This is a genomic window from Portibacter lacus (assembly GCF_021533215.1).
GTDB lineage: Bacteria > Bacteroidota > Bacteroidia > Chitinophagales > Saprospiraceae > Portibacter > Portibacter lacus.
Genome location: NZ_JAJNKA010000007.1, coordinates 18,297 through 42,500 on the forward strand (window position 1 = coordinate 18,297; position 24,204 = coordinate 42,500).

The 24,204-nt window shown below is 37.2% G+C and carries 24 protein-coding genes; 5 read left to right on the plus strand and 19 right to left on the minus strand.

What is annotated here, in order from left to right:
* Position 1 precedes the first annotated feature (1 nt).
* Genes L2586_RS13035 through L2586_RS13045 form a run of 3 tightly spaced genes read left to right on the plus strand, consistent with a single transcriptional unit; the run spans position 2 to position 2,919 of the window.
* Positions 2–1,222, plus strand: a complete 1,221-nt coding sequence (locus tag L2586_RS13035) for an Nramp family divalent metal transporter (RefSeq protein WP_235293350.1) — start codon at positions 2–4, stop codon at positions 1,220–1,222.
* Positions 1,223–1,232: 10 nt separating this feature from the next.
* A complete protein-coding gene (locus tag L2586_RS13040) occupies positions 1,233–2,153 on the plus strand; it encodes a sugar phosphate isomerase/epimerase family protein (protein WP_235293351.1) in 921 nt (306 codons plus the stop codon).
* Complete coding sequence (locus L2586_RS13045; protein ID WP_235293352.1) at positions 2,140–2,919, plus strand: 6-phosphogluconolactonase; 780 nt, start codon at positions 2,140–2,142, stop codon at positions 2,917–2,919. Before L2586_RS13040 ends, L2586_RS13045 begins: the two co-directional genes overlap by 14 nt.
* Here L2586_RS13045 and L2586_RS13050 read toward each other — a convergent pair.
* From L2586_RS13050 to L2586_RS13105, 12 genes are all read right to left on the minus strand, one after another.
* Complete coding sequence (locus tag L2586_RS13050) at positions 2,900–4,330, minus strand: glycoside hydrolase family 28 protein (protein ID WP_235293353.1); 1,431 nt, start codon at positions 4,328–4,330, stop codon at positions 2,900–2,902. The two genes, L2586_RS13045 and L2586_RS13050, sit on opposite strands and share 20 nt — an antisense overlap.
* A gap of 134 nt (positions 4,331–4,464) precedes the next feature.
* Positions 4,465–4,851, minus strand: a complete 387-nt coding sequence (locus L2586_RS13055) for a fibrobacter succinogenes major paralogous domain-containing protein (RefSeq protein WP_235293354.1) — start codon at positions 4,849–4,851, stop codon at positions 4,465–4,467.
* Positions 4,812–5,219 carry a fibrobacter succinogenes major paralogous domain-containing protein gene (locus L2586_RS13060; protein WP_235293355.1) on the minus strand — a complete coding sequence of 136 codons (408 nt, stop codon included), beginning with the start codon at positions 5,217–5,219 and terminating at the stop codon, positions 4,812–4,814. The genes L2586_RS13055 and L2586_RS13060 overlap by 40 nt, the downstream gene beginning before the upstream one ends.
* 68 nt (positions 5,220–5,287) lie before the next feature.
* Entirely contained in the window at positions 5,288–6,175 is an 888-nt protein-coding gene (locus tag L2586_RS13065; RefSeq protein WP_235293356.1) for a polysaccharide deacetylase family protein, read from the minus strand.
* A 117-nt stretch (positions 6,176–6,292) separates the two neighbouring features.
* On the minus strand, positions 6,293–7,786 hold the full coding sequence (locus L2586_RS13070) for a YfcC family protein (protein ID WP_235293357.1): 1,494 nt from the start codon (positions 7,784–7,786) through the stop codon (positions 6,293–6,295).
* Between the two features lie 39 nt (positions 7,787–7,825).
* The gene (locus L2586_RS13075; protein WP_235293358.1) at positions 7,826–8,284 is read right to left on the minus strand and encodes a GNAT family N-acetyltransferase; all 459 of its coding nucleotides are present in this window, start codon (positions 8,282–8,284) and stop codon (positions 7,826–7,828) included.
* Between the two features lie 114 nt (positions 8,285–8,398).
* Positions 8,399–9,154 (minus strand): GNAT family N-acetyltransferase, encoded by a 756-nt coding sequence (locus L2586_RS13080; protein WP_235293359.1) that lies wholly within the window; start codon positions 9,152–9,154, stop codon positions 8,399–8,401.
* Between the two features lie 238 nt (positions 9,155–9,392).
* Positions 9,393–10,166, minus strand: coding sequence for a CPBP family intramembrane glutamic endopeptidase (locus L2586_RS13085; protein WP_235293360.1), 774 nt, complete (start codon positions 10,164–10,166; stop codon positions 9,393–9,395).
* Positions 10,167–10,339: 173 nt separating this feature from the next.
* Positions 10,340–11,989 (minus strand): SulP family inorganic anion transporter, encoded by a 1,650-nt coding sequence (locus L2586_RS13090; protein WP_235293361.1) that lies wholly within the window; start codon positions 11,987–11,989, stop codon positions 10,340–10,342.
* Between the two features lie 167 nt (positions 11,990–12,156).
* Entirely contained in the window at positions 12,157–13,599 is a 1,443-nt protein-coding gene (locus L2586_RS13095; protein ID WP_235293362.1) for a DUF1593 domain-containing protein, read from the minus strand.
* 41 nt (positions 13,600–13,640) lie between these two features.
* On the minus strand, positions 13,641–14,930 hold the full coding sequence (locus L2586_RS13100; RefSeq protein ID WP_235293363.1) for a nucleoside hydrolase-like domain-containing protein: 1,290 nt from the start codon (positions 14,928–14,930) through the stop codon (positions 13,641–13,643).
* Between the two features lie 17 nt (positions 14,931–14,947).
* Complete coding sequence (locus tag L2586_RS13105) at positions 14,948–16,468, minus strand: DUF1593 domain-containing protein (RefSeq protein WP_235293364.1); 1,521 nt, start codon at positions 16,466–16,468, stop codon at positions 14,948–14,950.
* A gap of 496 nt (positions 16,469–16,964) precedes the next feature.
* Between L2586_RS13105 and L2586_RS13110 the strand changes: the two genes are divergently transcribed.
* Positions 16,965–17,252, plus strand: a complete 288-nt coding sequence (locus L2586_RS13110) for a hypothetical protein (protein ID WP_235293365.1) — start codon at positions 16,965–16,967, stop codon at positions 17,250–17,252.
* Between the two features lie 63 nt (positions 17,253–17,315).
* A complete protein-coding gene (locus L2586_RS24675; protein ID WP_284284764.1) occupies positions 17,316–19,322 on the plus strand; it encodes a glycoside hydrolase family 32 protein in 2,007 nt (668 codons plus the stop codon).
* Positions 19,323–19,515: 193 nt separating this feature from the next.
* Here the strand turns inward: L2586_RS24675 and L2586_RS13125 are convergent, their stop codons facing one another.
* The 7 genes from L2586_RS13125 to L2586_RS13155 all read right to left on the minus strand — a co-directional run bounded on the left by L2586_RS13125 (position 19,516) and on the right by L2586_RS13155 (position 24,059).
* Complete coding sequence (locus L2586_RS13125) at positions 19,516–20,481, minus strand: VOC family protein (RefSeq protein WP_235293366.1); 966 nt, start codon at positions 20,479–20,481, stop codon at positions 19,516–19,518.
* An 11-nt stretch (positions 20,482–20,492) separates the two neighbouring features.
* Positions 20,493–20,795 (minus strand): 4Fe-4S dicluster domain-containing protein, encoded by a 303-nt coding sequence (locus L2586_RS13130; RefSeq protein ID WP_235293367.1) that lies wholly within the window; start codon positions 20,793–20,795, stop codon positions 20,493–20,495.
* Positions 20,796–20,899: 104 nt separating this feature from the next.
* Positions 20,900–21,307, minus strand: coding sequence for a DoxX family protein (locus L2586_RS13135; protein WP_235293368.1), 408 nt, complete (start codon positions 21,305–21,307; stop codon positions 20,900–20,902).
* 6 nt (positions 21,308–21,313) lie between these two features.
* Positions 21,314–21,709 (minus strand): hypothetical protein, encoded by a 396-nt coding sequence (locus L2586_RS13140; protein WP_235293369.1) that lies wholly within the window; start codon positions 21,707–21,709, stop codon positions 21,314–21,316.
* A gap of 22 nt (positions 21,710–21,731) precedes the next feature.
* Positions 21,732–22,262: a YceI family protein gene (locus tag L2586_RS13145; RefSeq protein ID WP_235293370.1), complete on the minus strand. Its 531-nt coding sequence runs from the start codon at positions 22,260–22,262 to the stop codon at positions 21,732–21,734.
* Positions 22,263–22,351: 89 nt separating this feature from the next.
* Complete coding sequence (locus L2586_RS13150; protein ID WP_235293371.1) at positions 22,352–22,870, minus strand: Crp/Fnr family transcriptional regulator; 519 nt, start codon at positions 22,868–22,870, stop codon at positions 22,352–22,354.
* 103 nt (positions 22,871–22,973) lie between these two features.
* Positions 22,974–24,059 carry a nucleoside hydrolase-like domain-containing protein gene (locus L2586_RS13155; protein WP_235293372.1) on the minus strand — a complete coding sequence of 362 codons (1,086 nt, stop codon included), beginning with the start codon at positions 24,057–24,059 and terminating at the stop codon, positions 22,974–22,976.
* Between the last annotated feature and the right edge of the window lie 145 nt (positions 24,060–24,204).

The following is a 24,204-nucleotide window of genomic DNA, read 5'->3' on the forward strand; positions in this document are numbered from 1 at the left end:
GATGAAAAAATTAGGTTTATTTTTAGCTTCGATCAGTCCAGGACTTTTCCTGATCGGATATAATATCGGAACAGGAAGTATTACAACAATGGCTTCTGCTGGAGCGAGCTATGGGATGGAATTGATTCTGCCTGTATTGCTTTCGTGTATTTTTACTTATTTCTTGATTATTATTTTCGGGCAATACACCATCGTTACTGGCGACACGATTCTACATAGTTACCGGAAGTACTTCGGGACTGGATTTTCAGCTATTGTGCTGGTTTCGCTCTTGATTTCAGAATGGGTGGCGTGTATGGGAGTGATGGGCGTTATCGTTCAGGTAGTCCAAGAATGGTCGAAACCGCTGACCTCTTCGGGTGAAGGATTCTCACCCATACTGGTAACTGCAATTTTCGGTGGGATTATTTATTGGATATTTTGGCAAGGGAAGCATCGATTTTTCGAGCGAGTTCTTGTGGTCTTTGTAGCGATAATGGGTTTCTGTTTTATTGCCACGATGTTCATGGTCGCTCCATCTGCTGAAACTATACTAGATGGACTAGTTCCTAGAATTCCTCGTGATAAAAGTGAGATGCTGTTGCTCGCAGGAATGGTAGGAACGACAATGGGTGGTGTACTCTATGTTGTGCGATCGATACTTGTGCAAGAAAAGAAATGGTCTATAAAAGATATGAAGCTTGAAAATAGAGATGCTGCTATTTCAGCTGGACTGATGTTTATTCTCAGCTTTGCGATTATGGCAGCAGCTGCAGGTACTTTGCATGTGAATAATCTAAGAATAGACAATGCGATAGATATGGTCAATTTGTTAGAGCCGCTAATGGGAAGATTTTCAGTGACCATTTTCGTTGTCGGAATTGTGTGTGCTGGATTGTCTTCGTTGTTTCCAATTGTTTTACTGGCTCCGTGGCTTATTTCAGATTTCAGAAATACAAAAAGGGATTTGACGACAACGAGTTCTAAATTGTTGGTTTTATTCGGTGTATTACTGGGTTTTGTTGTGCCGATATTCGGCGGAAGACCTGTATTTGTGATGATTGTGTCACAAGCAGCAGCTTCGATTGTAACACCGTTGATACTGATTTTGATGATGATTTTGGTTAATAAGAAAGCAGTGATGGGAGATTATACTGCCAAACTACCGAGGAACATTTTACTGGCTTTTATTATTCTTTTCACCATTGCAATTGCCATATCAGGTATACTTGGAATCTTTTAAAAAAATAAAAATGACGGAAACGTTTGATAAAAATATAGTTTGCTGTTTTCTGTATCCGATTAGTAAGTATGGCTATCCGCCGCCTGCAAAGGATATGGTGAAACATATTAGAGAAATGAGCGAAATGGGATTTCGATCTATTGAGCTGGAGGGAATTCGCAAAGATCACCTCTTAGAGGTTGTAAGTCGGAAGGATGAGATTAAAAGTGTATTGGAGGAATTGGAATTGGAGGTGCCCTATTTTTGTACGGTATTACCAGGGCTCAGTTCGCCTGATGCATCTGTAAAACAAGAAAACATAGAACTTTTTAGGAAGGGATGTGAAATGGCGCAAGCGCTAGGTTCTAAAGGTGTTTTGGATAATGGTCCACTTCCGCCTTGGATTTTCCCAGATGATATTCCTGTTGCTAGGCATTATGATGCAGAAGTACTCGGCAAGGCTAGAATCTCGGAACATATCGATTGGGATGTTTATTGGAAGGGATTGGTTGCTACGATGCAAGAGCTATGTGACATCGCTGCTGATCATGGACTTACCTACCAGATTCATCCAGCTGATGGTGTTCTGGCTTCGAACACGGATGGGTTTTTATATTTAGCAGAACATGTGAATAGAAGCAATCTTCGTTTCAATTTTGATACCGCTAATTTATTCGTTCGGAAGGAGAATTTGCAATTGGCCTTACTAAGACTCAGCAAATACATCGATTATATTCATATCTCTGATAATCGAGGTCACAGAACTGAACATTTACCGATAGGGAAAGGAAGTATCGAGTGGGATACTTTTTTCAAGACATTGAAGCAGGCCAATTTTGATGGTTTGATTGGTATAGATGTCGGTGGTTCCGAATCAGAAGTTGGCAACCTAGAAGAAGCATACATTGACACTTACCATAAAATAAAACACTACCAAGATGAGATTGGATAAAGTAGAACAGTTAAACGTAGCAGTATTTGACACCTCATTTGAAATGGGAAAACAAGTGGCGATAGATTTTGCTAATGAAGTTAAATCGTTGCTTGAGCAACAAGATGAAGTTCGTTGTGTGTTCGCAGCGGCTCCATCGCAAAATCCATTCATCGCATATCTCATCGAAAATTGTGATGTGGACTGGACGAAGGTTGTCGCATTTCATATGGATGAATATATCGGATTGGCTCCTAATTCGGAGTCTTCTTTTTCGTATTTCCTTCATGAGAAACTCTTTTCTAAAGTTCCGATAAGTGCATTTCATGTGATGGATACTTCTACGATGAGTACTTCAGATCTTAGCGATCAGTATTCGAAAATGTTGTCAGAGAAAGAGATTGATATCGTGGTTATGGGCATTGGAGAAAATGGGCACATCGCTTTTAATGATCCGCCAGTTGCAGACTTTAATGATCCACTAAAAGTAAAAGTGGTGGAACTGGATGAGGCTTGTAAAATTCAACAAGTAAATGATGGAGCATTCGAAACGATCAACGACGTACCTACACATGCGGTTACGATGACCGTTCCAGCGCTAATCGATACCAAGAAGATATTCTGTATCGTTCCTGGAGTGAGAAAAGCGGAAGCTGTGCATAACACATTAACTGGTCCTATCAAAGAGACATGTCCTGCGAGTATCTTGCGGACTTGTTCTTATGCGACGCTCTATGTAGATTCAGATGCTTTTAGTCAGTGTGATGCTAGTTTGCTGGAGCTTTAATCTTTTCACCATTGACTTTCACATTAGACATTAGGATGTCTGAAGTATGTTCGAATTGACTCTGATCACCAGCTTGCTCAATGGTGATGTTATTCAAGTAAATTCGTTCGATATCTTGTCCTTCTATTCCTATGATTTTGAATGGTGAGTTCGCAACACCTTTGCATGTTATGTCACTTACATAAAAGTTATTGAATTTTGTAGGGTAATTATTTCCGCGATAGCCATGATAATCCATACGGAAAATAAACAAGGACTCTTCGATTTCACCGACTTCAATGTTTCGGAAGTAGATGTTTTGTACTTGTCCTCCCCTATCTAGATTACACTTGAAATTCAGAGCATGGGTTCCACCTGCAATGGTACAATTTTCAATGAATACATTTTCAACGCCGCCTGACATTTCTGAACCGATACAGAAGGAATTCACGCCAGATTTAAGCAAACAATTCTGTACGATTATATTTTTAGAACCTGGTCTTTCCCAGGCATCTTGGTCTCTACCTGCTTTTATAGATATGGCATCATCTACCGTTTCTATTTTACAATCGTCAATGAGGACATCTTCGCAACTATCTGGGTCGATTCCATCATCATTCAGATATCCACCTTTTATATTTAAACGCCTAATGGTAATGTTCTTACTGAAAACTGGATGGACTGTCCAGAAAGGACTATTTTTCAATGTTAAATCTTCCATTAGAATATTCTCACACTGGTAGAATTCAATTAAAGTTGGTCTTAGAAAATGTTCTGTTGAATCATTGTAATCTGGAAATTGCTCGCTAATTCCATTTCCAAATATACGCTGGTCTTCTGGAACGAGGTCATTACCCATTTGTCTCAGTCTATTCTTGTCTGGTTTCTGCAAAGCTCTCCACTCTTTAGACCACGAAATTCCACGGCCATCGATGGTTCCTTTCCCAGAAAGCACGATATTCTTCGCATCGATAGCATAGATCAAAGGCGAGTAATTCCAGCAAACCGTACCTTCCCATCGAACTTTTACCATCGGCAAGTACTTCTCCGGATTATCACCAAAAAACAAAGTAGCGCCTTCTTCGATATGGAGTTGGATATTCGAAGTCAAATGCAGCGGTCCGTCCGAGAAGTAATTTCCTTTAGGGAAAAGAATCATTCCGCCACCATCATTTGTGCATTGTTCTATCGCACGCAAGATGGCTGCTCTACTATCGAACGTCGTATCATTTTTTGCACCGAAATCGACAATGTTATATTGTTTGCCTTCAATTATAGGAGCAATAATTCTACTTAAAATCTTATCCTTTTCTTTCCAACCCAATGCTTCTTTATCCTGAGCATCCTTAACGGTGAAAGACGAACCTACATTTGTTGAACATGAAATTAAAAATAAACTGAAAGCAAAAATGGAAAGAAAATATCTGATCATAGTATCGTTCTAAAAAATCAATGGGTGTTAATAATGTAGCTAAAATAGGGAAGTAACTTTGTTAATAGAATATTCGAAGCATTCAATTGAGAAATATTTTGTCTACAGATTATCATTGATGATTTTGCAATGGCTTAATCCCTTATACATCGCACCGATAAACCAAATACTTTAGTGCTAGGAATCCTTAAAACATCATCATTGGTTTTGGAAAAACTATGATTCCATGAATTACTAGAATCGTCTTCCGAAGCTGTCCAATAAGACCCAATATCTCTTATGAATGCGAACGACCCATTACTTGAACGAAAACCACCGGGCATTGCAGCGAATCCACTCAGATTATCAGCCCCTGTATTAGGAGAAGACCAATTCGCCGTTCCTCGTTCTTTCATAGCACCTCCCGCAGACCCTGCACCTCCGAGACAAGTTACAGTTGTTTGCCATTCGAAGTCAGTTGGAATATGCCATCCTTCTGGTGCTAAACCTCTAGGGTCATTAACAGCATACCAATTGTACATTTTCCCATACACACGGCAGCGTGCGTGCTCGAGTCATTCATATAATAACAATACGCACCTGTAGTCAAATTCTCCCAATCCTCATTATCTGTTACATGAGGGATCGGATCTCCATTTCGATAATGGTCAACACTCAGGTTCTCAGTCATCCAACTATTGCAACATATATTTACACTTTGATAATAGATTGATTCATTAGATGCGGTGACAGGCTGCCAGCTGGCTAAACCATCCGCATTAGAAGTAAGCACTTTGTCTGCACCTTGTGTGCCATCTATAATCTTAAGCGACCCTTGGACTTCTACATTTTGACCGAAAACCAACATTGGTGAAATAAAGAGTAAGTAAATAAAGTGTGAAATTTTCATAGATTTTGATTTTTTGGTTGGTTATTTAATCAGATCTACCAAAATAAAACATTTCATTAATCCATTTCCTAACTTTTAGAATATATTTTCATTGATACTTTCCCAATCTTTATATCATTCCAAGTAACCAATTTGATATTGTGCTCTGAAAGTTTTGCGATGTTTTCTGCATTGGTGAAAAAATCAAAATCGATCTGTCTCCATTCCGAACCAAAATTAGGATGGTTAATCGTTACACCTTGCATTTCGTGGTTATCGTAAGCTGGATGAATAAGAATAATATTTAACCCTTCTGATAAATGCTCAATAATATTACTGTAATAATCAGCCAGTTTTCCTTGCTCGAAATCCTTATAATCTGCACAGTAAGCGCTATCGACAATGAAGTCACCTTCTTCTAAGTGCAATTCAGGATCGATGCCTATCATCGTCATTAAGTCTTCACTTACTAAAGTGGGAAGGTTGTATTTCTTACCTAATTCTTTATAAATTTTGAAAAACTCTGGATTTGCTCCGACACCGTACATATGGCAATCTATATGCGTTGGCTTTATGCCGAACTTCAGTGCTTTCTCTATCTGAGCTTCTAGCTCCTTTCTAACATCTTCAGGTTGGCCATTTTTACCCAGATCCTTTCGATTTCGATAAAAATGTCCGTTTTCGTCTACTATGCTTGGTACTTCAGAAACCGGTAAGACCGGTCCGAATTTATAATTCTCCCATTCACTAGTCAGTGTCAGATGTATTCCATTGTCAATGTGTGGATTGTCTCTAGCAAAGATCGCTATTTCATAAAACCATGGACATGGAACCATGATACTATATGAATTAACCATTCCGGTCTCTAATGCTTTAATAGTTGCCATATTTTCAGAATGGGACAGTCCGGCATCATCAGCGTGGATGATAAGCAGTTTTGTCTCTTCTGAAAAGCCTGATTTTTGTGATATATTCATGTGTGGTGTTAAATTTTTGTTGAAGTTAAAATTTTCAGAACGTAGTCAAAAAATATCGCTGTCATATTGTATTCTAAGTTAATCAACAGCTATGTCGTATTCTAAAAAGTTCATTTATTAATAGACAGAAATGGTCAGAAAGATCATGGTTGTTACGATCAGTATGAGCAGTAGTGGCCAGATAAATTTTAACCATTTGTTAAATCCTATTTTGACAACGGCTAATGCAGCTAAGATTAAACTAGTTGGATTGATTAGGTAGAAGAGTCCCATCCCATATTGGTAAGTGTCTACGATTACTTCTCGTCCAATATTGACCGTATCCGCTAAAGGAGACATAATTGGCATTGTTAAAACCGCCATACCCGAAGAAGATGGAATAAAAAATGAAAGACCGCCATAGATGAATAACATGAAATTAGTAAATAGTCCAGCGTTCATTCCTTCTGTGATCATACTTGAATGATACAATATCGTATCACTTATCAGTCCATCTTCCATAAGAATAGTTACTCCTCTTGCAATTCCAACGATGAATGCCACACCTAATAAGTCTCCAGCTCCTTTCACAAATGTTTCAAGAAAAAGACCTTCTTTGATGCGACCTATAACTCCAATGATGATTGCTCCCACTAAAAAGGTAGCGGTCATTTCTACAAACCACCAATCCAGAGCGGAAACGCCAATGATCATGACTACAAAGCATAGCGTAAAAACAATTAAAATCAGTCTTAATCTGGTGGTGAATTTAACAGATGTATCCATGTTAGTGATTCCAAATAATTCTTCTAATTCTTCTTTTTGATTATAAACAATGGAATTTCTAGGATCTGCTTTTACACGCTTTGCATATCTGAGTATATAAACGATGGTGATGATCAGGCAAATGACCAACATAAATAATCGATTCTCGAGTCCTGTTGTCCAGCTTATTCCTGCTGCATCTGAAGCAATGATTGTTGAAAATGGATTAATGGTAGAACACATGCTTCCGATCGACGAACCTAGAAAAATACACGCAAGACCCACCATTGCATCATATCTCGCTGCGAGAAATACAGGAATTAAAATCGGATAAAAGGCCATGGTTTCTTCTGCTAATCCGAAGGTAGTTCCTCCAGCGGCAATCAGTGTGGTGACTAAGATAATTAATATGTACTCACGGCCTTGGAGGGCTTTTCCTAACCAGGATATTCCCACATCAAATGCCCCAGTTAGATTCATAATTCCGATTAATCCACCAATAATAAGAATCAGAAAGATAATATCAGCCGCGGCAATGATGCCCTTTATTGGCGACTTAATCAGTGCAGCGATACCTTGTGGATTAGACTCGAGTTCCCTATAAGTATTAGGTATGCTAATAGGTTTGTAGATGTCTCCATTGGTAAATTTCTCCACTGGAATATTGATACCTAATTCTGATAAGGTCTCTTGTGTTCCAGGCATTTCTACTGTTTCTTCGGAGCCTGATTTTACAAATGTATTATTTTCTGATTGATAGGCTAAGTGATCATATTGTCCAGCGGGTACTAACCAAGTTAACAAGGTGACAAGGGCTGCAATAAGGATCAGGATGGTTTGTGCGGAGGGGAATTTTAGGTTTTTCATATCAATCGTAAGTATAAGTTTTTTTGGAGAAATGCTGAGTTATTGTGGCTCTGTTTTAGAATATACTTTAGGATTGTGTTTTTCCATATAAATATCTGGCCGTTCGACCTCCGTGAATCCATATTTCTTATAAAGCCAAGCTGCAGTATCCGTAAGCAATATCCATCGTCTTAATCCCTGAAGATTAGGATGTTCCATGACTTCTTTCATCAACCATTTACTTAATCCTTTTCCTCTATATTCTTGGAGAACGAAAACATCACCTAGGTAAGCAATCGTTGCATAATCTGAAATCACTCTTGCAAAGCCTATTTGCTTCCCGTTATCATAAAGTCCAAAATTAAGGCCGTTTTCGATAGATTTTTGAAGTGTTTCAATAGGAATTCCATTAGCCCATCCAGACTCATTGGATAAAAATTGATGGATAAGTTGAATTTCCAATTTCCTGTGATCTGTAGAGATGATGTATCCGTCCCTCCGTTTTTCTATAAATTCCAATTCCTGATAATTAAATGGAAAACTTAAATATAATAAAGGTTATGCTTATGAAGTGAAAGGAACCTTAGATATATCCTTGGAGAGTTTTTATTTATTGTCAATGTTATCGCGTGGCTAGGAAGAAGCGATCACTTTTTCGAGATGTCTTTCTGATTTCATTTCCAATGTTACCAATTCACCTTTGTAGAAAACGCTATTGATAATCCATGGAATAGGCATGTTTTGACCATCCATTTTGTTTTTTAATAAATTGATTGTCAATGGAACATTCTTCTCTTCAGCATACGCTCTTAATCGTTGGTTGGTATAAAAATCAGTAAAAGGACAAGTATTCGAATAATAAGCTGTAATACCTTCTTTGTCTGGACAAGTTCCAGATTTAGCGGTGGGCTTTATTCTCGGATAGGTTGAATCGGGGTTAAGCTTGAGCCCCCAAAGTTTAAAATAAGGTGGAGCTTCATCTATGATCTCGAAACCTTGATATTTTAGGAACTTTGGATCTGACATAAAGGGTCTTTTCTTATCACTAGAAATAGCAATGATACCATCCATATTTTTTGCATCAGTAATGCATTGCTGGAGTAACCTTTTTCCATTTCCTTGACCCTTAAATTGACCTGAAACCCAAAAACAATTGATCACCATAAAGTTCTGACCATCAATCGGTAACCAAGAGTGCTCGATGGGAACATATTCAATAAAAACTTTTCCCCTGACATCCAGCTTTTTAAAGGTATAGCCATTTTTGAATTCAGTTTTTAACCAGCTTTTTTTCTGTTCATAACCTGCGTTGCATTTCTTATCACTTATTGCACAACAAATGTGTTCATCTTCTATATTCGTTTCGGTCAATTTTACAATATCCATCATGGTCTGTAAGTTACGTCATGGCTGAATTTAACTACCTGATCTAGATCACTGAGAGCAATGTTTAGAATCAATTTTTGCTTGGTGCATTGAATTGAATAATCTCAAATTCGCTAGGAAAATAATCCATTCCTTTTCTTATGATTTCGGCTTTTTCATTTGTGATGATCTTTAAGTCAAATGCAAGCTCTTATATCGACAGAAGATGTAAGAGATTCTGTGATTTTGGAGTTGTTATTATCTACAATTCGGATGTAGTTATCGCTACATTTTCCTTCTCCCACTTCTTGACAATGATATACCATAATACTACAGATACACCTAGAATGATTAATTTTTCAGTGCTCGTTATTCCATTCTTTATCAAGGCATTAAACATCATGATCTGAATAATTAAATGAAAACAAGCTCCGGCAATAATTGACTTGGTCGATTCCACCACTTGTCCGATTCCCCAGCTGCCTAAGATCATCATCGCTAGAAAGAATAGATTGTCGCCTAAGCTAGCTTTTGTTAAGAAAGTTAAATGCCACAGATACCAGACAGTACCGATGATTAGATATTTTTGCCAAGAGCTTAATGAATTTAGTTCTTGCTGTAGATATCCTCGCCAACCATATTCCTCCATTATGCAGTAAAGCAAGGTGCTGATTATTGCTATGAATCCATAGATATGTGAATTTAGACCATATTCGTTTCGCACGCCTATAATTGTCAAAATGATTATAGGAATGATTAACATGACCAAACTCTTAGATATAGACGTTCCGAAAAGCGTTATTTCTGATCTATTGCTTTTACGATAAAGCGACAATGCAATAACAGCACCAATGAAGACACCGCTGCCTTCGAGTAGAACCTTGATCATGATAGAAATCCAAGTTGGTAAGTTATCCAGTGAAGTTTCTATATTAAAAATATCAAATCGAAAAATATTCGAAATAATGGTTGCGATGGTGAAGAAGATTAGGACTCTAATACATTTAACTTTATTTGGGACTTTTGTTTCTTGCATATTATTAATAACGCAAAGAAAATGCTATGGTGCGGAAAAACACCTCCTTTATCTAATTAATCGACTAAGGGTATGCAAAAAAAGATAAATCGAAATGCAAAAGCTATAAGCATTGTGAAATAGCAATAGGAATCTATAAGTTTAAAAGATCGGACGACATTGAGATTGGTAAATTAAATGATCTCCTTACTAAGTTGAATGGCATCTTTAATGTCGAAAAAGATGGAGTCTTTATTTATTAAATCGAAGACGCCATTTTTCTCAAAATCTACTAATAAGTTACTGTTCACTCCTGATAGGATAATGTGAACTTTTCTTGCTTTATATGCGGCAATTATTTCTTTTAAACTTTGATATCCTGTTGCATCGATCAAGGGAACATAACGCATTCTAATGATGATTGCTTTCGGTTTAATATTGGTATTCATCAAAGTTTCTTGAAATTGTCTAGCAGCGCCAAAAAATAGCGGTCCATTAATTTCATATAGTGTAACTCCTTTAGGTAGGTCGCTTATTTCTTCATCAAATAGGTTATCCTCATTTAAGTCTTCGATGGTATGAGTCTCCACATTCAGAGATTCGCTCATTCGCTTCATAAACATAAAACTAGAAAGAACGATGCCCACTTCTATCGCAATCACTAGATCAAAGAATACCGTAAGAAAAAAAGTAGTTAAAAGGATAATGATATCCATTCTATTTCCCTTGAGCAAGGACTTGAACTGGCGCCATTCGCTCATATTATAGGCCACAACCACTAAGATTCCAGCAAGGCAAGACATCGGAATCAGCTTAGCATACGGAGCAAATAAAAGCATAATAGAAACTAAAACGATGGCATGCACAATACCAGCAATCGGTGTTCTACCTCCATTTTTCACATTAGTTGCTGTTCTAGCAATAGCACCAGTTGCTGGAATTCCGCCGAAAAGTGCAGATGCAATATTAGCTCCACCTTGAGCAATGAGTTCTATATTAGAACGGTGTTTTCCACCGATCATTCCATCAGAAACAACAGCTGAAAGCAATGATTCTATCGAGCCAAGTAAGGCGATGGCTAGCGCTGGACCCATTAATGACTTTATGGTTTCGAAATCAAAGGTAGGAAGTGATGGAAGACTTAGCTTATTTGGGATTTCTCCAAAGTTGGTTTCTATAGTATCCACAGGTATATCAAAGAAGTAAACTGCGAGTGTAGCCAGCAAAATGGCAACGATGGATCCAGGTAATTTTTTGGTGATTTTCTGAAAGTATATGGTCGTTATGACTGTCAAGACACTGATAATTATGGCATACCAATTCACATTGGCCGCTGACTCAAAGTATAACTTCCACTTTTCTACAAACTCGGCTGGTACATTTTTAATCTGAAGTCCTAAGAAATCATTGACCTGAGAGGAAAAGATAATGAGTGCGATTCCACTCGTGAAACCCACAATCAAAGAATAGGGAATAAATTTTAACAAGTTTCCTAATCGCGCAAGACCAAAACCGATGATGATAAAACCTGCCATAAAAGTAGCAAGGGTTAATCCATTAACTCCGTATTCTTGCACAATACCATAAACGATCACAATAAACGCTCCTGTAGGTCCGCCGATCTGTACTCTACTACCTCCAAAAACAGAAATAACGACACCCGCTATAATTGCTGTAATTAATCCTTTTTCTGGAGAAACACCAGAGGCAATTGCGAATGCTATCGCTAAAGGAAGTGCGACGATTCCTACGATTACTCCTGAAGATATGTCTTTTGAAATTTGCTTTTTGCTTATCCCTGCTTTTAGTAACGTAAAAAGTTTTGGGATGAACTCTTTATTCATTATCAGTTTTTAAGATGCAATGGCATTCATGGTGTTAGTGATCACTAGTTTTCTATTGATCGATAATTGCAAAATTAGTATTTTAATTGAGTAGATAGCTTATATCTCTTATTAATAATTGAAATTATTTATTCAACTGAAATGTGAGATTATACATTCTAAAAACATTAAGGAACAACCGTGATGATTACTCTTTGATACCTGGTTAATTGTGGTAAGCCATTATCTTTTACTTCACAAATAATATGAATCGTTGTTTCTTTATTAATTTCTGTGGGAAGTAAAAGAGATGCGTTAATCGAATCAGCTTGAGAAAGCTTAATGTCGCCATCATAATGATCTGCTTCATGATATCTCCACCAAGTGTAAGTCAGAGCATCTCCATCTGGATCAAAACTACCTTCAGCGCTTAATTCTATTTTGCTTCCTGGCTTAGCGGTTATATTTGAGGCATTGTTAAGTCTAACCACAGGCGGATGATTGGCTTCTTCGTAGGATAGGATACACCAGTCGGCTCTAGATGCGAAATCATTTTGCAGGACATCTGCCCATCTTGTAATTTGTCTGAAATATTCATTCATTAATGGAGTTTGGTCTGGATAGGTATTACGCATATAGTTTCTCCCCCAGGCTGTTCCTGTGTACCAACGACCGGGTGGATATTTATAATTTGCTTTTGGAACGGGATCAAGGTAAGTGTTCTCTCGAACATGGACATAACGACCACCCCACCCGCCATAATCAGGTGATTCATTGCTTCGAAGTCCCGTATTGATTAAGTGGATAAATGCGGGAGAATCTCCTTCTGATCTGAAATCACCTTTGTTTTTATATTCACCTTTATTAAATCCTCTATTGTCATCTTTTTCATGAGCTTTGTAAAGTGCACCTAATGCGCCATGATTTTCTAAGATATTCGATTTCATCCAGTCACTTCTAAAGTAATTTACTTTGTCTTCAGGCATCACTTTGTCCCATTGGTAGGCGATGGCCCAGAATTGGTCGCAGACGATGGTTGGAATATTATACTTTCCCCAATGTGGTCGAATATAGGACTGATATGTAGAATCTTGCTCCCAGATAAAGAAAAAACGAAGTTTGCTAGCTACGTTTTCCATCTTTTCTGGATGTGTTTCTTGTATCGTTTTTAATGCTCGTGCAATGGTATTCGTACCTCCCCAAGCTTGTAGCCAGATCGGTCTGCTGTCGGATTCATCCATCAGGACTTTAGCAATGTGCTGTGAGCCAGGAGTGATCGAATCCATTTCTCCTTCAGTGGCAACATTCCCCAGAAAGGAAACCGATGCTAGGTATTCTGGCGATGGATATTCTTTACTATGTTTGATTAGATTCGGATAAACTTCAGCATAAGCATCTAACCAATCATCACCTGCCCATCGGTGTCCGTGCCAATGGTATTGTGAACTGGAGGTTACGATGCCTTCTATATCCCATTCATTGGCATATAATAAAAAGCGAACCATAGAACATTCATCGTCTATTTCTCCATCAGAAGTAACAATTACGCGTGTTTTCGATACCTCGGTCTGTGTAAAGGATCTTCCTGCAAAAACGAGGAATACGATGAAAAGGATAAATTGTTTTTGCATTTTAATAGGTTGTCTGTTATTTAATTTTTTTTAGGTCAATGTTAGAGCCATGTCCAACGAATTGCCCAATCCAATAATATTGCATTTCTCCATTTTAAGACGGTCTTTGCACCTTGCCATCCATTGTCAAATAATGATGGGTCAGTTAGATCAGAATACCAATTAGGTCCTAGGTGATAGTCTGAATCTTTTGATTCTCCTGGCCAAGTATTTTCTACTATTAATTGACCACTTGTTTCTGGAAAGCCTTCTATTTCTGAGGTTATCTCATAAGTGAGTGTTTCTGCTTTCTTGGGAGCATACCTAATGCCATATTTTCCATTTCCTAGATAAAATCCTGGCCATATTTGTTTACCTACACCAGCGTGCACTGTCATCCTAAAGCAAGCAGAATCAGGTGAAATATTAATCTCCGGTCCAGATAGATGGTATTCTACGATTGAATAAACGGAGACGGTATCGGATAGCGTGGTTTTTTCGTTAAAAATATAGCGAGGGCTTTGATGAATTTGTTCAAAGCTTCCGCCCCAGCTCTCACTTAATGGATTATCCAATTCTCCATTCATTACATACAATAGAGATGGCGTATCTCCCATTTTAATATGACCTTTGTAATAGTTTTTAAATGCCTTTCCCATGTTTCCGGCCTCATTCACAAAATGGTCGTAGTAGTTCTCATTTTTTAGGCTATCTGGTGCTATGGAATTAGAAAAGAATCCGCGATAAGTTGCATTGGCTTCAATCATCCAGAGGTCGGGAAAGTTTTCGACTAAATAGGCATAACTGTTGGTGCTCCATTTTTTATTGGGACCTCCTATCCAATAAACTTTAATAGCATCTTTTATTTCTGGTGCATCATGAAGTGCTTGAGCAAGATCATCTAGCCCGCCCCAAACCAGAACCCAAAGTGGTTGTGAACTTTCTTTTTTAGCACATTGTATAATCCACTCAGAACCTTCGGTTTTAGACTGGTAGCCTCGATATGATGCAGTCCCTCTTCTACCCTGTTTACTAATTGATCTTAGGTATTCAGGTGTTGGAAAATCGGATGCATGTTTTCGTAAACTTGGTAAATCCTTTTCATATAAATCTATCATTTCTATTATATCTTCCTTTGCGCCCTTGCCGTAGGACGGTGAAGAAATAAGCCCTTCTGTTTCGAAAATGTTACTGTACATTAAAAAATGAATCAAAGACTGATTGTCATCTGGATCTGTTCCACCAATGTCAGTGCTGATTAGGATTCTTGGCTTTAAGTTGAGTGAGTTCTTATCGTTCTGAATACAAGACATGATAATAAATATGAACCCAACTAGTATTAATCTAGTCATATTAGGAAGCGTATTTATTAAGGCAATATGGTTACAATAACTCTTTTATATCTTGTTAATCGCGGTTGACCTCGATCTGTTATTTTTACTATAAAGTGAGCCGTTTCTTTCTGATCTACTTTAGGAGCAGTGAAATATGCCATATGAACATTTTCAGCACCATTAACTTTGATTTCGTTTTTATAGGTACCTGCTTCAGGATAGTTAAACCAAAGAAAACTAAAACTATCACCATCAGGATCAGTGGTGTTAAACGCGTCTAACGTGAAGCCTTTTCCCGATTTAACGGTGAGATGATCATCGTGCATTAATGCTGGAACGGGAGGATGATTCGCTTCTTCAAAAGATTTAAAACACCAATCGATTCGTGCGGCGAAATCGTTTTGGAAATCGTCTCTCCATCGCCACAATGTTACTTTATCATTTTCAAATGTTATAGAATCGCGTTTGAAGTTTCTACCATAATCACTATGCACATAAGGTGTATATTTATCTGTAGCATTCGTCCAAATTGCTCTTGTTTCTGGTGCAATATTTACTCTAGAATTACCGCTTTTAGTTTTCGAGAAGTCGGGTTTGTATAATTCATATCGACCGCCCCATCCTCCCCATTCTGGGTGTTCTGATGCGTTCAGTCCATTCGGAATTAACGATAGAAATGCAGGAGTATCACCTTCGACTCCCCAAGCCACATCTGGGTAAATGGCTCCAAGTGGACCGTGATTCTGCTGAATATTTTCTGCGATCCATGTGTTGCTAATCGTGGTATTGTCTATGTTTTTCACATAAGTATTAATACCCGTCCAGGTGGCACTTCCGTAGTGATCTCCAGGACTTACGATGTAAAAAAGGTTTGGAAAATTATCTCTAATCCAAATTCCACTATCATCTTGGTCAGATATCGTGTATACTCTAATTTTAGAAATCAGCCTGCTTGCTTCGCTTGCTGATTTACTTGCCTTGATTTTATGTAAGGCTTGTGCAAGCGTGTTAACTCCTCCCCAGGTAGAAATCCATAATGGGCGTTCATCTTCCTCTTCTAGTACTTTTATAATCCAATCTGATCCTTCAGAATCCATACCCTCTCCCACTCCAGACATACCGTATTTAGGAAGCCCAACTTTGATTAGACTTGATAAAGTTTTCGCATCAGGAAAACCGGATTCATGTTTAAGTAGATTGGGTTGGATCTCAGCATAGGCATCGATAACTTTTTCTATGGATTCAGGATGGACATCAGAAGTAAGCCAACAAGAAGTTGTTGCAATTATTCCCTTAATATCGATCTGGTTCGAATACAATAATAATCTAACTAATGATTGGGTATCGTCAGGATCTGCTTCTATATCTGTAAGAATGATTACCCTGTCTTTAGAAAAGGGTTGAGCAATAATTGCTTGAGTATAAAAAGTAAGTACCAACGTTAGACCTAATAAAAAATTTCTAGTGTTGACTGTGAATACTGAATGTTTCCAATTCTTAATAACGAGAATTGTGTTTAGTCTTTCTGTGATCATGTTTGTTTTGTAATATTTCACGTAATAATTTATCCATATAAAATATAGACTTTAATAAAAGTGAAGTAAGTGACATTCAGTTATCGGAAAGATAGTTAATTGTTTTAGAGGTTGCAAGTCTTTTTTTAGGTGAGTTCGAAAGCTAAGTTGCATTAGAATAGAGTAAGCAATGGAAATTCTAAATCTGGATCGATAAAAATGAATGTTCTATGTGGCTGACCATTAAAACATTGACCTAGAAAAATGAAAGAATCTTCGTCAAGGAAATTGCTGTCATTCAAAGTTTAAAGATTTATCCGCATGGTTAAAGTCTTGTATGTGTAATTTGATGAGTACATTAAGAAACAACCGTGATCGTAGGTTTAATAATATGCTTTATGTGATTTTTAAGAAAACGTAAACAGAGGTTTTTGACCAGATAAACCAAGGACTATTTAAACTTCATCTTATTAGAAATCAATGAATTTCAGAAGTAGAATGTGGAATCAAGCTTATATTTTATATCTTAACTAAACTAATGGATATATTTATAGAAATGAGGAAGATTAATAATCTCTTTATAATAGTTATAGTTGGACTTTGCTTATTTTCTTGTTCGAAGGGTCGTGAAAATATGATGTTTCGTCAACATAAATATTTAATCCCTGCTATTTCTTGGGCAACTGATATAATAAAACGCTTCGCTTTTAATAGAACGGAAAATTTGAATGCTCTCTTTCTAGATTGTAAGACAACAATATTCAAAAAAGCAATAATTGATGTAGGCTTTTTGGCACAAAAAAAATATGGACGCTCAACAACTTGACTGCTAGCTAGTGAAATTGAGAATGATCTAAAATTATAATGAGAAATATAAAAAAAATAAATAATGAAATACAACATTTTAAAAATAGTAGTTTGTTCACTTGTTATTTCGTTGTGGAGCTGTAAAGATAATACTAAAGACTTAACTACAAGCGAAAAATATTACACCGAACAACATCGTCCTCAATTTCATTTTTCTCCAGAAGAAAATTGGATGAATGATCCGAATGGAATGGTATATTATGAAGGCGAATACCACCTTTTCTATCAATATTATCCTGATTCTACTGTATGGGGCCCAATGCATTGGGGGCACGCTATTAGTGAGGATTTAGTGCATTGGGAACATCTGCCAATTGCTCTTTTTCCAGATGAGCATGGACTAATATTTAGCGGAAGTGCAGTGGTGGATTGGGATAATACCACTGGATTTGGAGTGGAAGGTAATCCTCCACTAGTTGCTATTTTTAGTTATCACGATATGGAAGGTGAGCGTTCAGGAAGAGATGACTATCAAACACAAGGTATTGCTTATAGCAATGATAAAGGAAGGTCTTGGACAAAATACGAAGGTAATCCAGTAATAGGAAATCCTGGAGTTAGAGATTTCAGAGACCCAAAAGTGATCTGGCATAAGGATAGCAAACAATGGATAATGGCTGTTGCGGCTTTAGATCATCTAAAATTTTATGGCTCACCAAATTTAAAGGACTGGACATATTTAAGTGAGTTTGGAAAAGAGCTGGGCAGCCACGATGGTGTTTGGGAATGTCCAGATTTATTTCCAATGAAATCAGATAATGGAAAGGAATACTGGGTATTAATTGAGAATATGAACCCAGGAAATCCGAATGGTGGGTCTGGAACTCAATATTTTATTGGACAATTTGATGGTGTTCAATTTACGGTAGATGAACAGTTTATGAAGTTGTTGGCACACGAAGATGCTATTGTACCAGAAGGAGTTGTGTTTGAATCATTTGAAAATGGTTACGAAAATTGGACTATCGAAGGAGATGCATTTGGCGAAAGCACAGCAAATGGAAGTTTGGGAAGTCAGATGGAAGTTAGTGGATTTACTGGAAAAAGATTGGCTAATTCGTTTGTTGGAGGTGATCAAGCCACAGGTAAAATTAAATCAAAGCCATTCACCGTTTCGAATAAAGCCATTAATTTTTTAATAGGTGGTGGTAATCATCGAGGAAGAACTTATATCAGTTTGTTAATCGATGGAAACGTTGTTAGACAAACAGAGGGCAAGAATAGTGAACAATTGTTATGGACTGGATGGGATGTAACAGCTTATATAGGCCAGGAAGCCCAGATTGAAATAGTTGATCAGTATGAAGGCAGCTGGGGACATATCCTAATTGATGAAATCACATTTGCAGATCAAGTCGCCTCAGCCGCGAGATCAGGTTCAGTTTGGCTAGATGCAGGGAGAGACAATTACGCAGGAGTTACATGGTCAGATGTTCCAGAATCAGATGGACGTAGAATATTTTTAGGATGGTTAAGCAATTGGTCATATGCGCAAGTTGTGCCTACTGAGAAATGGAGAAGTGCCATGACCATACCTTGGAGTTTGTCTATCAATCATGTTGATGGAATTCCTCGACTTGTAGGTGAACCAATTAAAGAATTAGAGCGACTTGCTGCGGATGAATGGAAAATTGTAGAAGATATTGCTAAGGTTCCTGAAAGTGGTATATATGAAATTAAGGGCACTTCAGCCCAGTTGGATGGATTTTCAATTTCGTTAAGCAATAGTGTGGATGAGCAAGTAGTATTTTCTTATAAAGACGGTAACTTTTCATTTGATAGAAGCAAATCAGGGGACACAAGTTTTTCGCCAGATTTTGCTGGTATACCAACAACCGAAAGGATATCGAAGAATGACGTGGTATCTATGCATGCATATATTGATCATTCATCTATAGAGATTTTCTTGGATAATGGACAAAATGTATTTACAGAGCTATTCTTTCCTTCTTCTTTATATACAGAGATAGAAATAAAAGGTTTAAGTGAATTAAAAATTAGAGAGCTAAACAATATATGGAGACAATAAAAAAATAATAAGCAGTTCTAGGGTGTTCTCCTTTTCATTTCAACTACATTTTTTGTTTTTAACGATCTGTTCTTTACTTAAAGGGACAAATCGATTTTTTTAAACGGATATAATATAGTTTTGTAAAGTTGATTTTAATCAAAAGATGAAGATTATAACTTAAAACAGGAATGATTTAATGAGCCTAGAAATTTCAGGTTAGGAATATTTTATTACCGGTAGGATCTTTTAACCAATATCCATCGTCTTGCTTGTCAAATTCCGTAAGATGCGCTATAGATTTATCAAGTCTATCACGATCTTTAAATTCAATTTGGTAAAATCTTAGGCCTGCACTATCAGCAGGAGCGATTGGTCTATTCTGACCATGCCATGAATTCATGACGATACGATGTTGGTAATCTCCTCCAGCGCCCAGGTCTGCGTACATGAATTGCGGATAATGGTTGAATTGAATAAATCCTAATCGAAGGTAGAAAGCATTGGATTGCTGCACATTATTCGCATAGAGATGAATATGGCCTATGTAGGATCCATCAGATATGGATTCTGGTAAAACGTCATTTTCCAACCCACTTAATATTTCGGAAACATCAAGTCTTTCAGATGCAGAGCGAATAATTCCATCACTGCCTTCTATTCTAAGTCCTCTGTCACTCACTACCCTTTTAAAGCGTTCTGGAGTTTCTAAAGTAAACTCAATGTTGATTCCATCGGGATCATCTAAATACACGGACTTAGACATGGTGTGATCCACCGGTGAGTAGGGATATTTGTGTTTATGTAATCTCTGAATCATACTTGCGAATGCTTCGATGTTGGGCGCGTGAATAGCAAAGTGGTAGAGCCCGCTATATCCTTTTATATATGGCCTATTAGCGGATTGGTGAACGACGACAAGTGTTTTGCTTTCTGTTCCGAATTCAGCGAGATGCTCCGAGGAGTAGCGCAACTTCATGCCGACGACTTCCGTCCAGAATAAGGTAGATTTTTGAATACTTGTATTATTCAGGTGAATTGCACCGAAAGAGGCAAATTCGCTTGACTTGTTTTTCATATTATTATTTGTGTTCATCGCATTAGCTAAGGTAGAAAATCCATCCATTGTTATAATTGTTGAGGCTGCTATAATGTTTTTTATAAATGATTTTCGTTTCATAATCTGGTGATTTAAGGTATGAATTTGCCAAGTTTGATCGCATTTTCAGGACATGCCTGAACGCATAGACCGCAAGCATGACATAATGCGGGATCTGTGAGATATGCTTTATTTTTAAAAAAGAAGGTCTTGATTTTTCCTTTTAAGTTCAATTTGGATTTATCATCATCAGTTATCGGACGCATTTCGAATACATCGTATGGACATATTGCGACACAATCTTCTTTTGCTCCGCAACTATTAAAATTGACCAAAGGCATTAATTTTCCACCTTCATCGTCACAATTACTTTTAAACTCTTTTTTGCTTGCCATTGACCTTTATTTAGATATTAGATTACAAGTGGTAGTTTCTTTTAAGCATAATACAAATGAAACAGTTAGTGAACTATTTCATTTGTATTTGCTTAAGCATCTCATTATTTAGCTTGAATAACAACTTTTTTACTTCTACCCCAAGCTACGAATATAGCAATCGCCATAAATAGGAAATTCATTCCGATGACTGAATATTCACCTTCCATAATGTGAAAAATAGCTGCTAAAACCATAATTAGTGCTAATCCTAGGGCAGCCCATACTGTTAAGAAAGGCTTTATCCTAAGTAATGCAGGGAGTATTAACCCTAAGCCGCCTAGCAATTCACTTACACCGATAAATCGGACTAAAGCTGCTGGAGTAGATAATACCCATGGCAAAGACTCTGCTAGAACTTCTATAGGTTGAGAGGATTTCATAACTCCCGCCATGATGAACATGATTGCGAGTAAAACTTGTGCAACCCACAGTGAAATATGAATTATTTTATTGCTGTTTTGATTTGTCATTATATATTAATTTTTAATGTTAGTTGAAAAAAATGGGTAAATGCTCAGAAATGCCAATGCTGGAAAAAAGTGCATGGGTACAACTAAACCTGGGAAAAGTTCCGGAAATTCAATACTCAGTGGCAAACTCATTCCGATAGGACTAATGATGCTGGCAAATGAAGCAACAGCGATCAGGATATTTAGCCATCCTCGCCATTTAAGTTTATTGAATTTAATTAAGGCCGCATATCCTAGTGTCATCAGCATACAGCCGATAATGCTAGCGCCTATGATAGATCCGATGTTGATTACTTGACTATAATTAACTCCGAAAGCACCTTGGTAAATATTTAGATATATAATACCCGCAATACCTGATAGCAGTCCAGCTACTAATCCGTGAATAAGTAATTGTTTCATAATACTAAATTTTTCTAAGTGATTACTTGGTAACGGGTACAGCTATATCTAATTGGATTTCAGCTGGAACTTTCTTAGACATTCCTTTCATTGTGCCAATGTTAAAATCCATTCTATTGACTAAGAAACTACTTTCGAAAACATTATTATTAAAGGTGAATGGCATGGTAAATTCCTTTTGAACGCCATGCATTTCTAGTGTTCCTGTCACTTCATATCCAGAGTCTGTCTTTGTAAATTTCTCTGATGTGAAATTGATCGTAGGATATTGATCTGCATCAAACCATTTTTTGCTAACAGCGTGCTTGTTCTTCATACCGTTTCCAGTGTTTATAGAAGCGACATCTATTTTAACATCAAATTTTGCAGCTGATAAATCATTTTCATCAAATTGAATATCACCAGTAAGTTTTGTGAAAGCACCCGTCGGATCTTTGCTACTGAATTTTATAGAAAAGTCGTCCGCTATTTTCCAAGAGACCGTGCTGCTGATTGTAAATGCAGATAGAAAGATAACAGCTGATATCATTCCTAAAAATTTAACTTTCGTCATTTGTAAATATTTAATTGTTTATAATGACACAAAGCTACAGTCAGGAAAGCGCTTAAAAATTAAGATACCTTAAGAAATGCATGGGTAGTCTATTTTTTTGCGATTTTTCGTCTTAGGTCGCTTAGGTATTCAGGTGTAATTCCAATGTAGGAGGCGATCAGTTTAAGTGGAAGTCGCTGTACAAGCGTTGGGTAAGTCTCTGTAAATTCGACATAGCGTTCCTCTGCAGTAGCACTTAGTAAAGCAATTATTCGTTTATGTGTCGCAATCATATTATTGCGATATTTTTTACTCATTTCAATAAGGACATCTTTATCCAATCTAGAAAAATCTCTGTAATCCTCTTGGCCAATGAAAGAAACCTCACTATTTTCTATGGCTTCTATAAATATAACAGTGGGTTTGTTATTGGTAAAACTGTCCACATCTGAAATCAACCATCCTTCAGGGGCAAACTGAAGAATATGTTCTTTTCCCGAATTATCGATTACATAACTTTTCAAACATCCACTTTCCACTCTATAGGCATAAGTTGCAATATCTCCATGGCTTAAAAGCGTCTCTCCTTTCGCTACTTGCTTTCTCTTTCGTATTTTAATATTATCCATTCTTCTTTAATTCAGTTATTGCTAAAATCTAATTGATTGCGAAAAAATCAGTTTTTCATTTACAAGATATAGGTATACCATAAATTTTCTATTTCTGACCGCGTCATTCATTCCCATACCTGTCCCAGCGCATTTTCCAGTCTGTCATTATATCTAGTCGCCATTTCCCAATGGTCATCTGACAAGCTTCTGGAGATTTGTCCAGATCGATATAATAATTAGGGTATTTTATACTGTCCAACGGCATAAATTGTCCTCCCCAATTTTCCATCGTTGGATCATCGACATTCCCCACTCCACCGATCACGGGTGAGATCAAATATAATAAGGAAGGACTGTCCCCTTCTTTCAGACTGTTCTTTGGATAATTAGCTAGCGGAAACACATCACCACACTTTTCTTTAAATAGACCATTGTGATATGAGCCATGATTTCGAATATTGGCAGATGTGAATTCGGTATATGACCATTCACCTTTTTGAACTCCTGATTGATAAACGCCACGAAAAGTTTCATGGCTCCCCTTCGGTAAAGTTCCATTTTCTATCCACCATAATTCGGGATAATCGTTTTTCATAAAATTAAAAACAAAATCTCTGCTAGGAATATCGTGTAAAGTATTAGAAGATCCGATCACATAAATTCTGATTTTATCTGCTATATCTGGTGCATCATAGAGTGCTTGTGCTGTTGTGGTTAAACTTCCCCAAACAAGGATCCAGATTGGCTTTTCTTTTGTGTATTTCCTTGCAGTTTTAATGATCCAGTTAGAACCTTCTGTAGCTCCATTAGCCACAGGTGGATGAGGAAGGTTAGCACCAGGTTTAATGATGGAAAGCAAATCTTCTTCTTGCATTAATTCTGGGAATCCCTTGTCACGTAAATGGTTGACGTCAATTCGTTTAATCCAATGATTGATGAGTTCCGTGTTTTTTATTGTATCCCAAGTATGATGATCTTTATCTGAGTTGGGAGTAGATATAATTCCTTTAATTTTTAAAATATCTGAATAGTGCACAGCTCTAAATAAGGATTGGATATCATCTGGATCTCCGCCAAGATCTGTGTCGATGATCACGTCGTAGGTTTGGTTTTTATCTATTTTTTGATCTAAGAAAAATAGCAAAGGAAGAAGAATGATGACTCCGTAAATTTTGAAATTCTGCCAATTTTCTCTGTTTCTCTTCATTTTGTAAAATTTCTATTAGCTGTTTTCGATTAACTTGCGCTAGTAAAGTAATGAAAATTAATAAAAAGTGGCTGGTTGGTTATCGAGTAAAAGTTTTGTCATTACTTAATGTGCTGCAATCAGAATAATGCTGGCATCAGGAGAG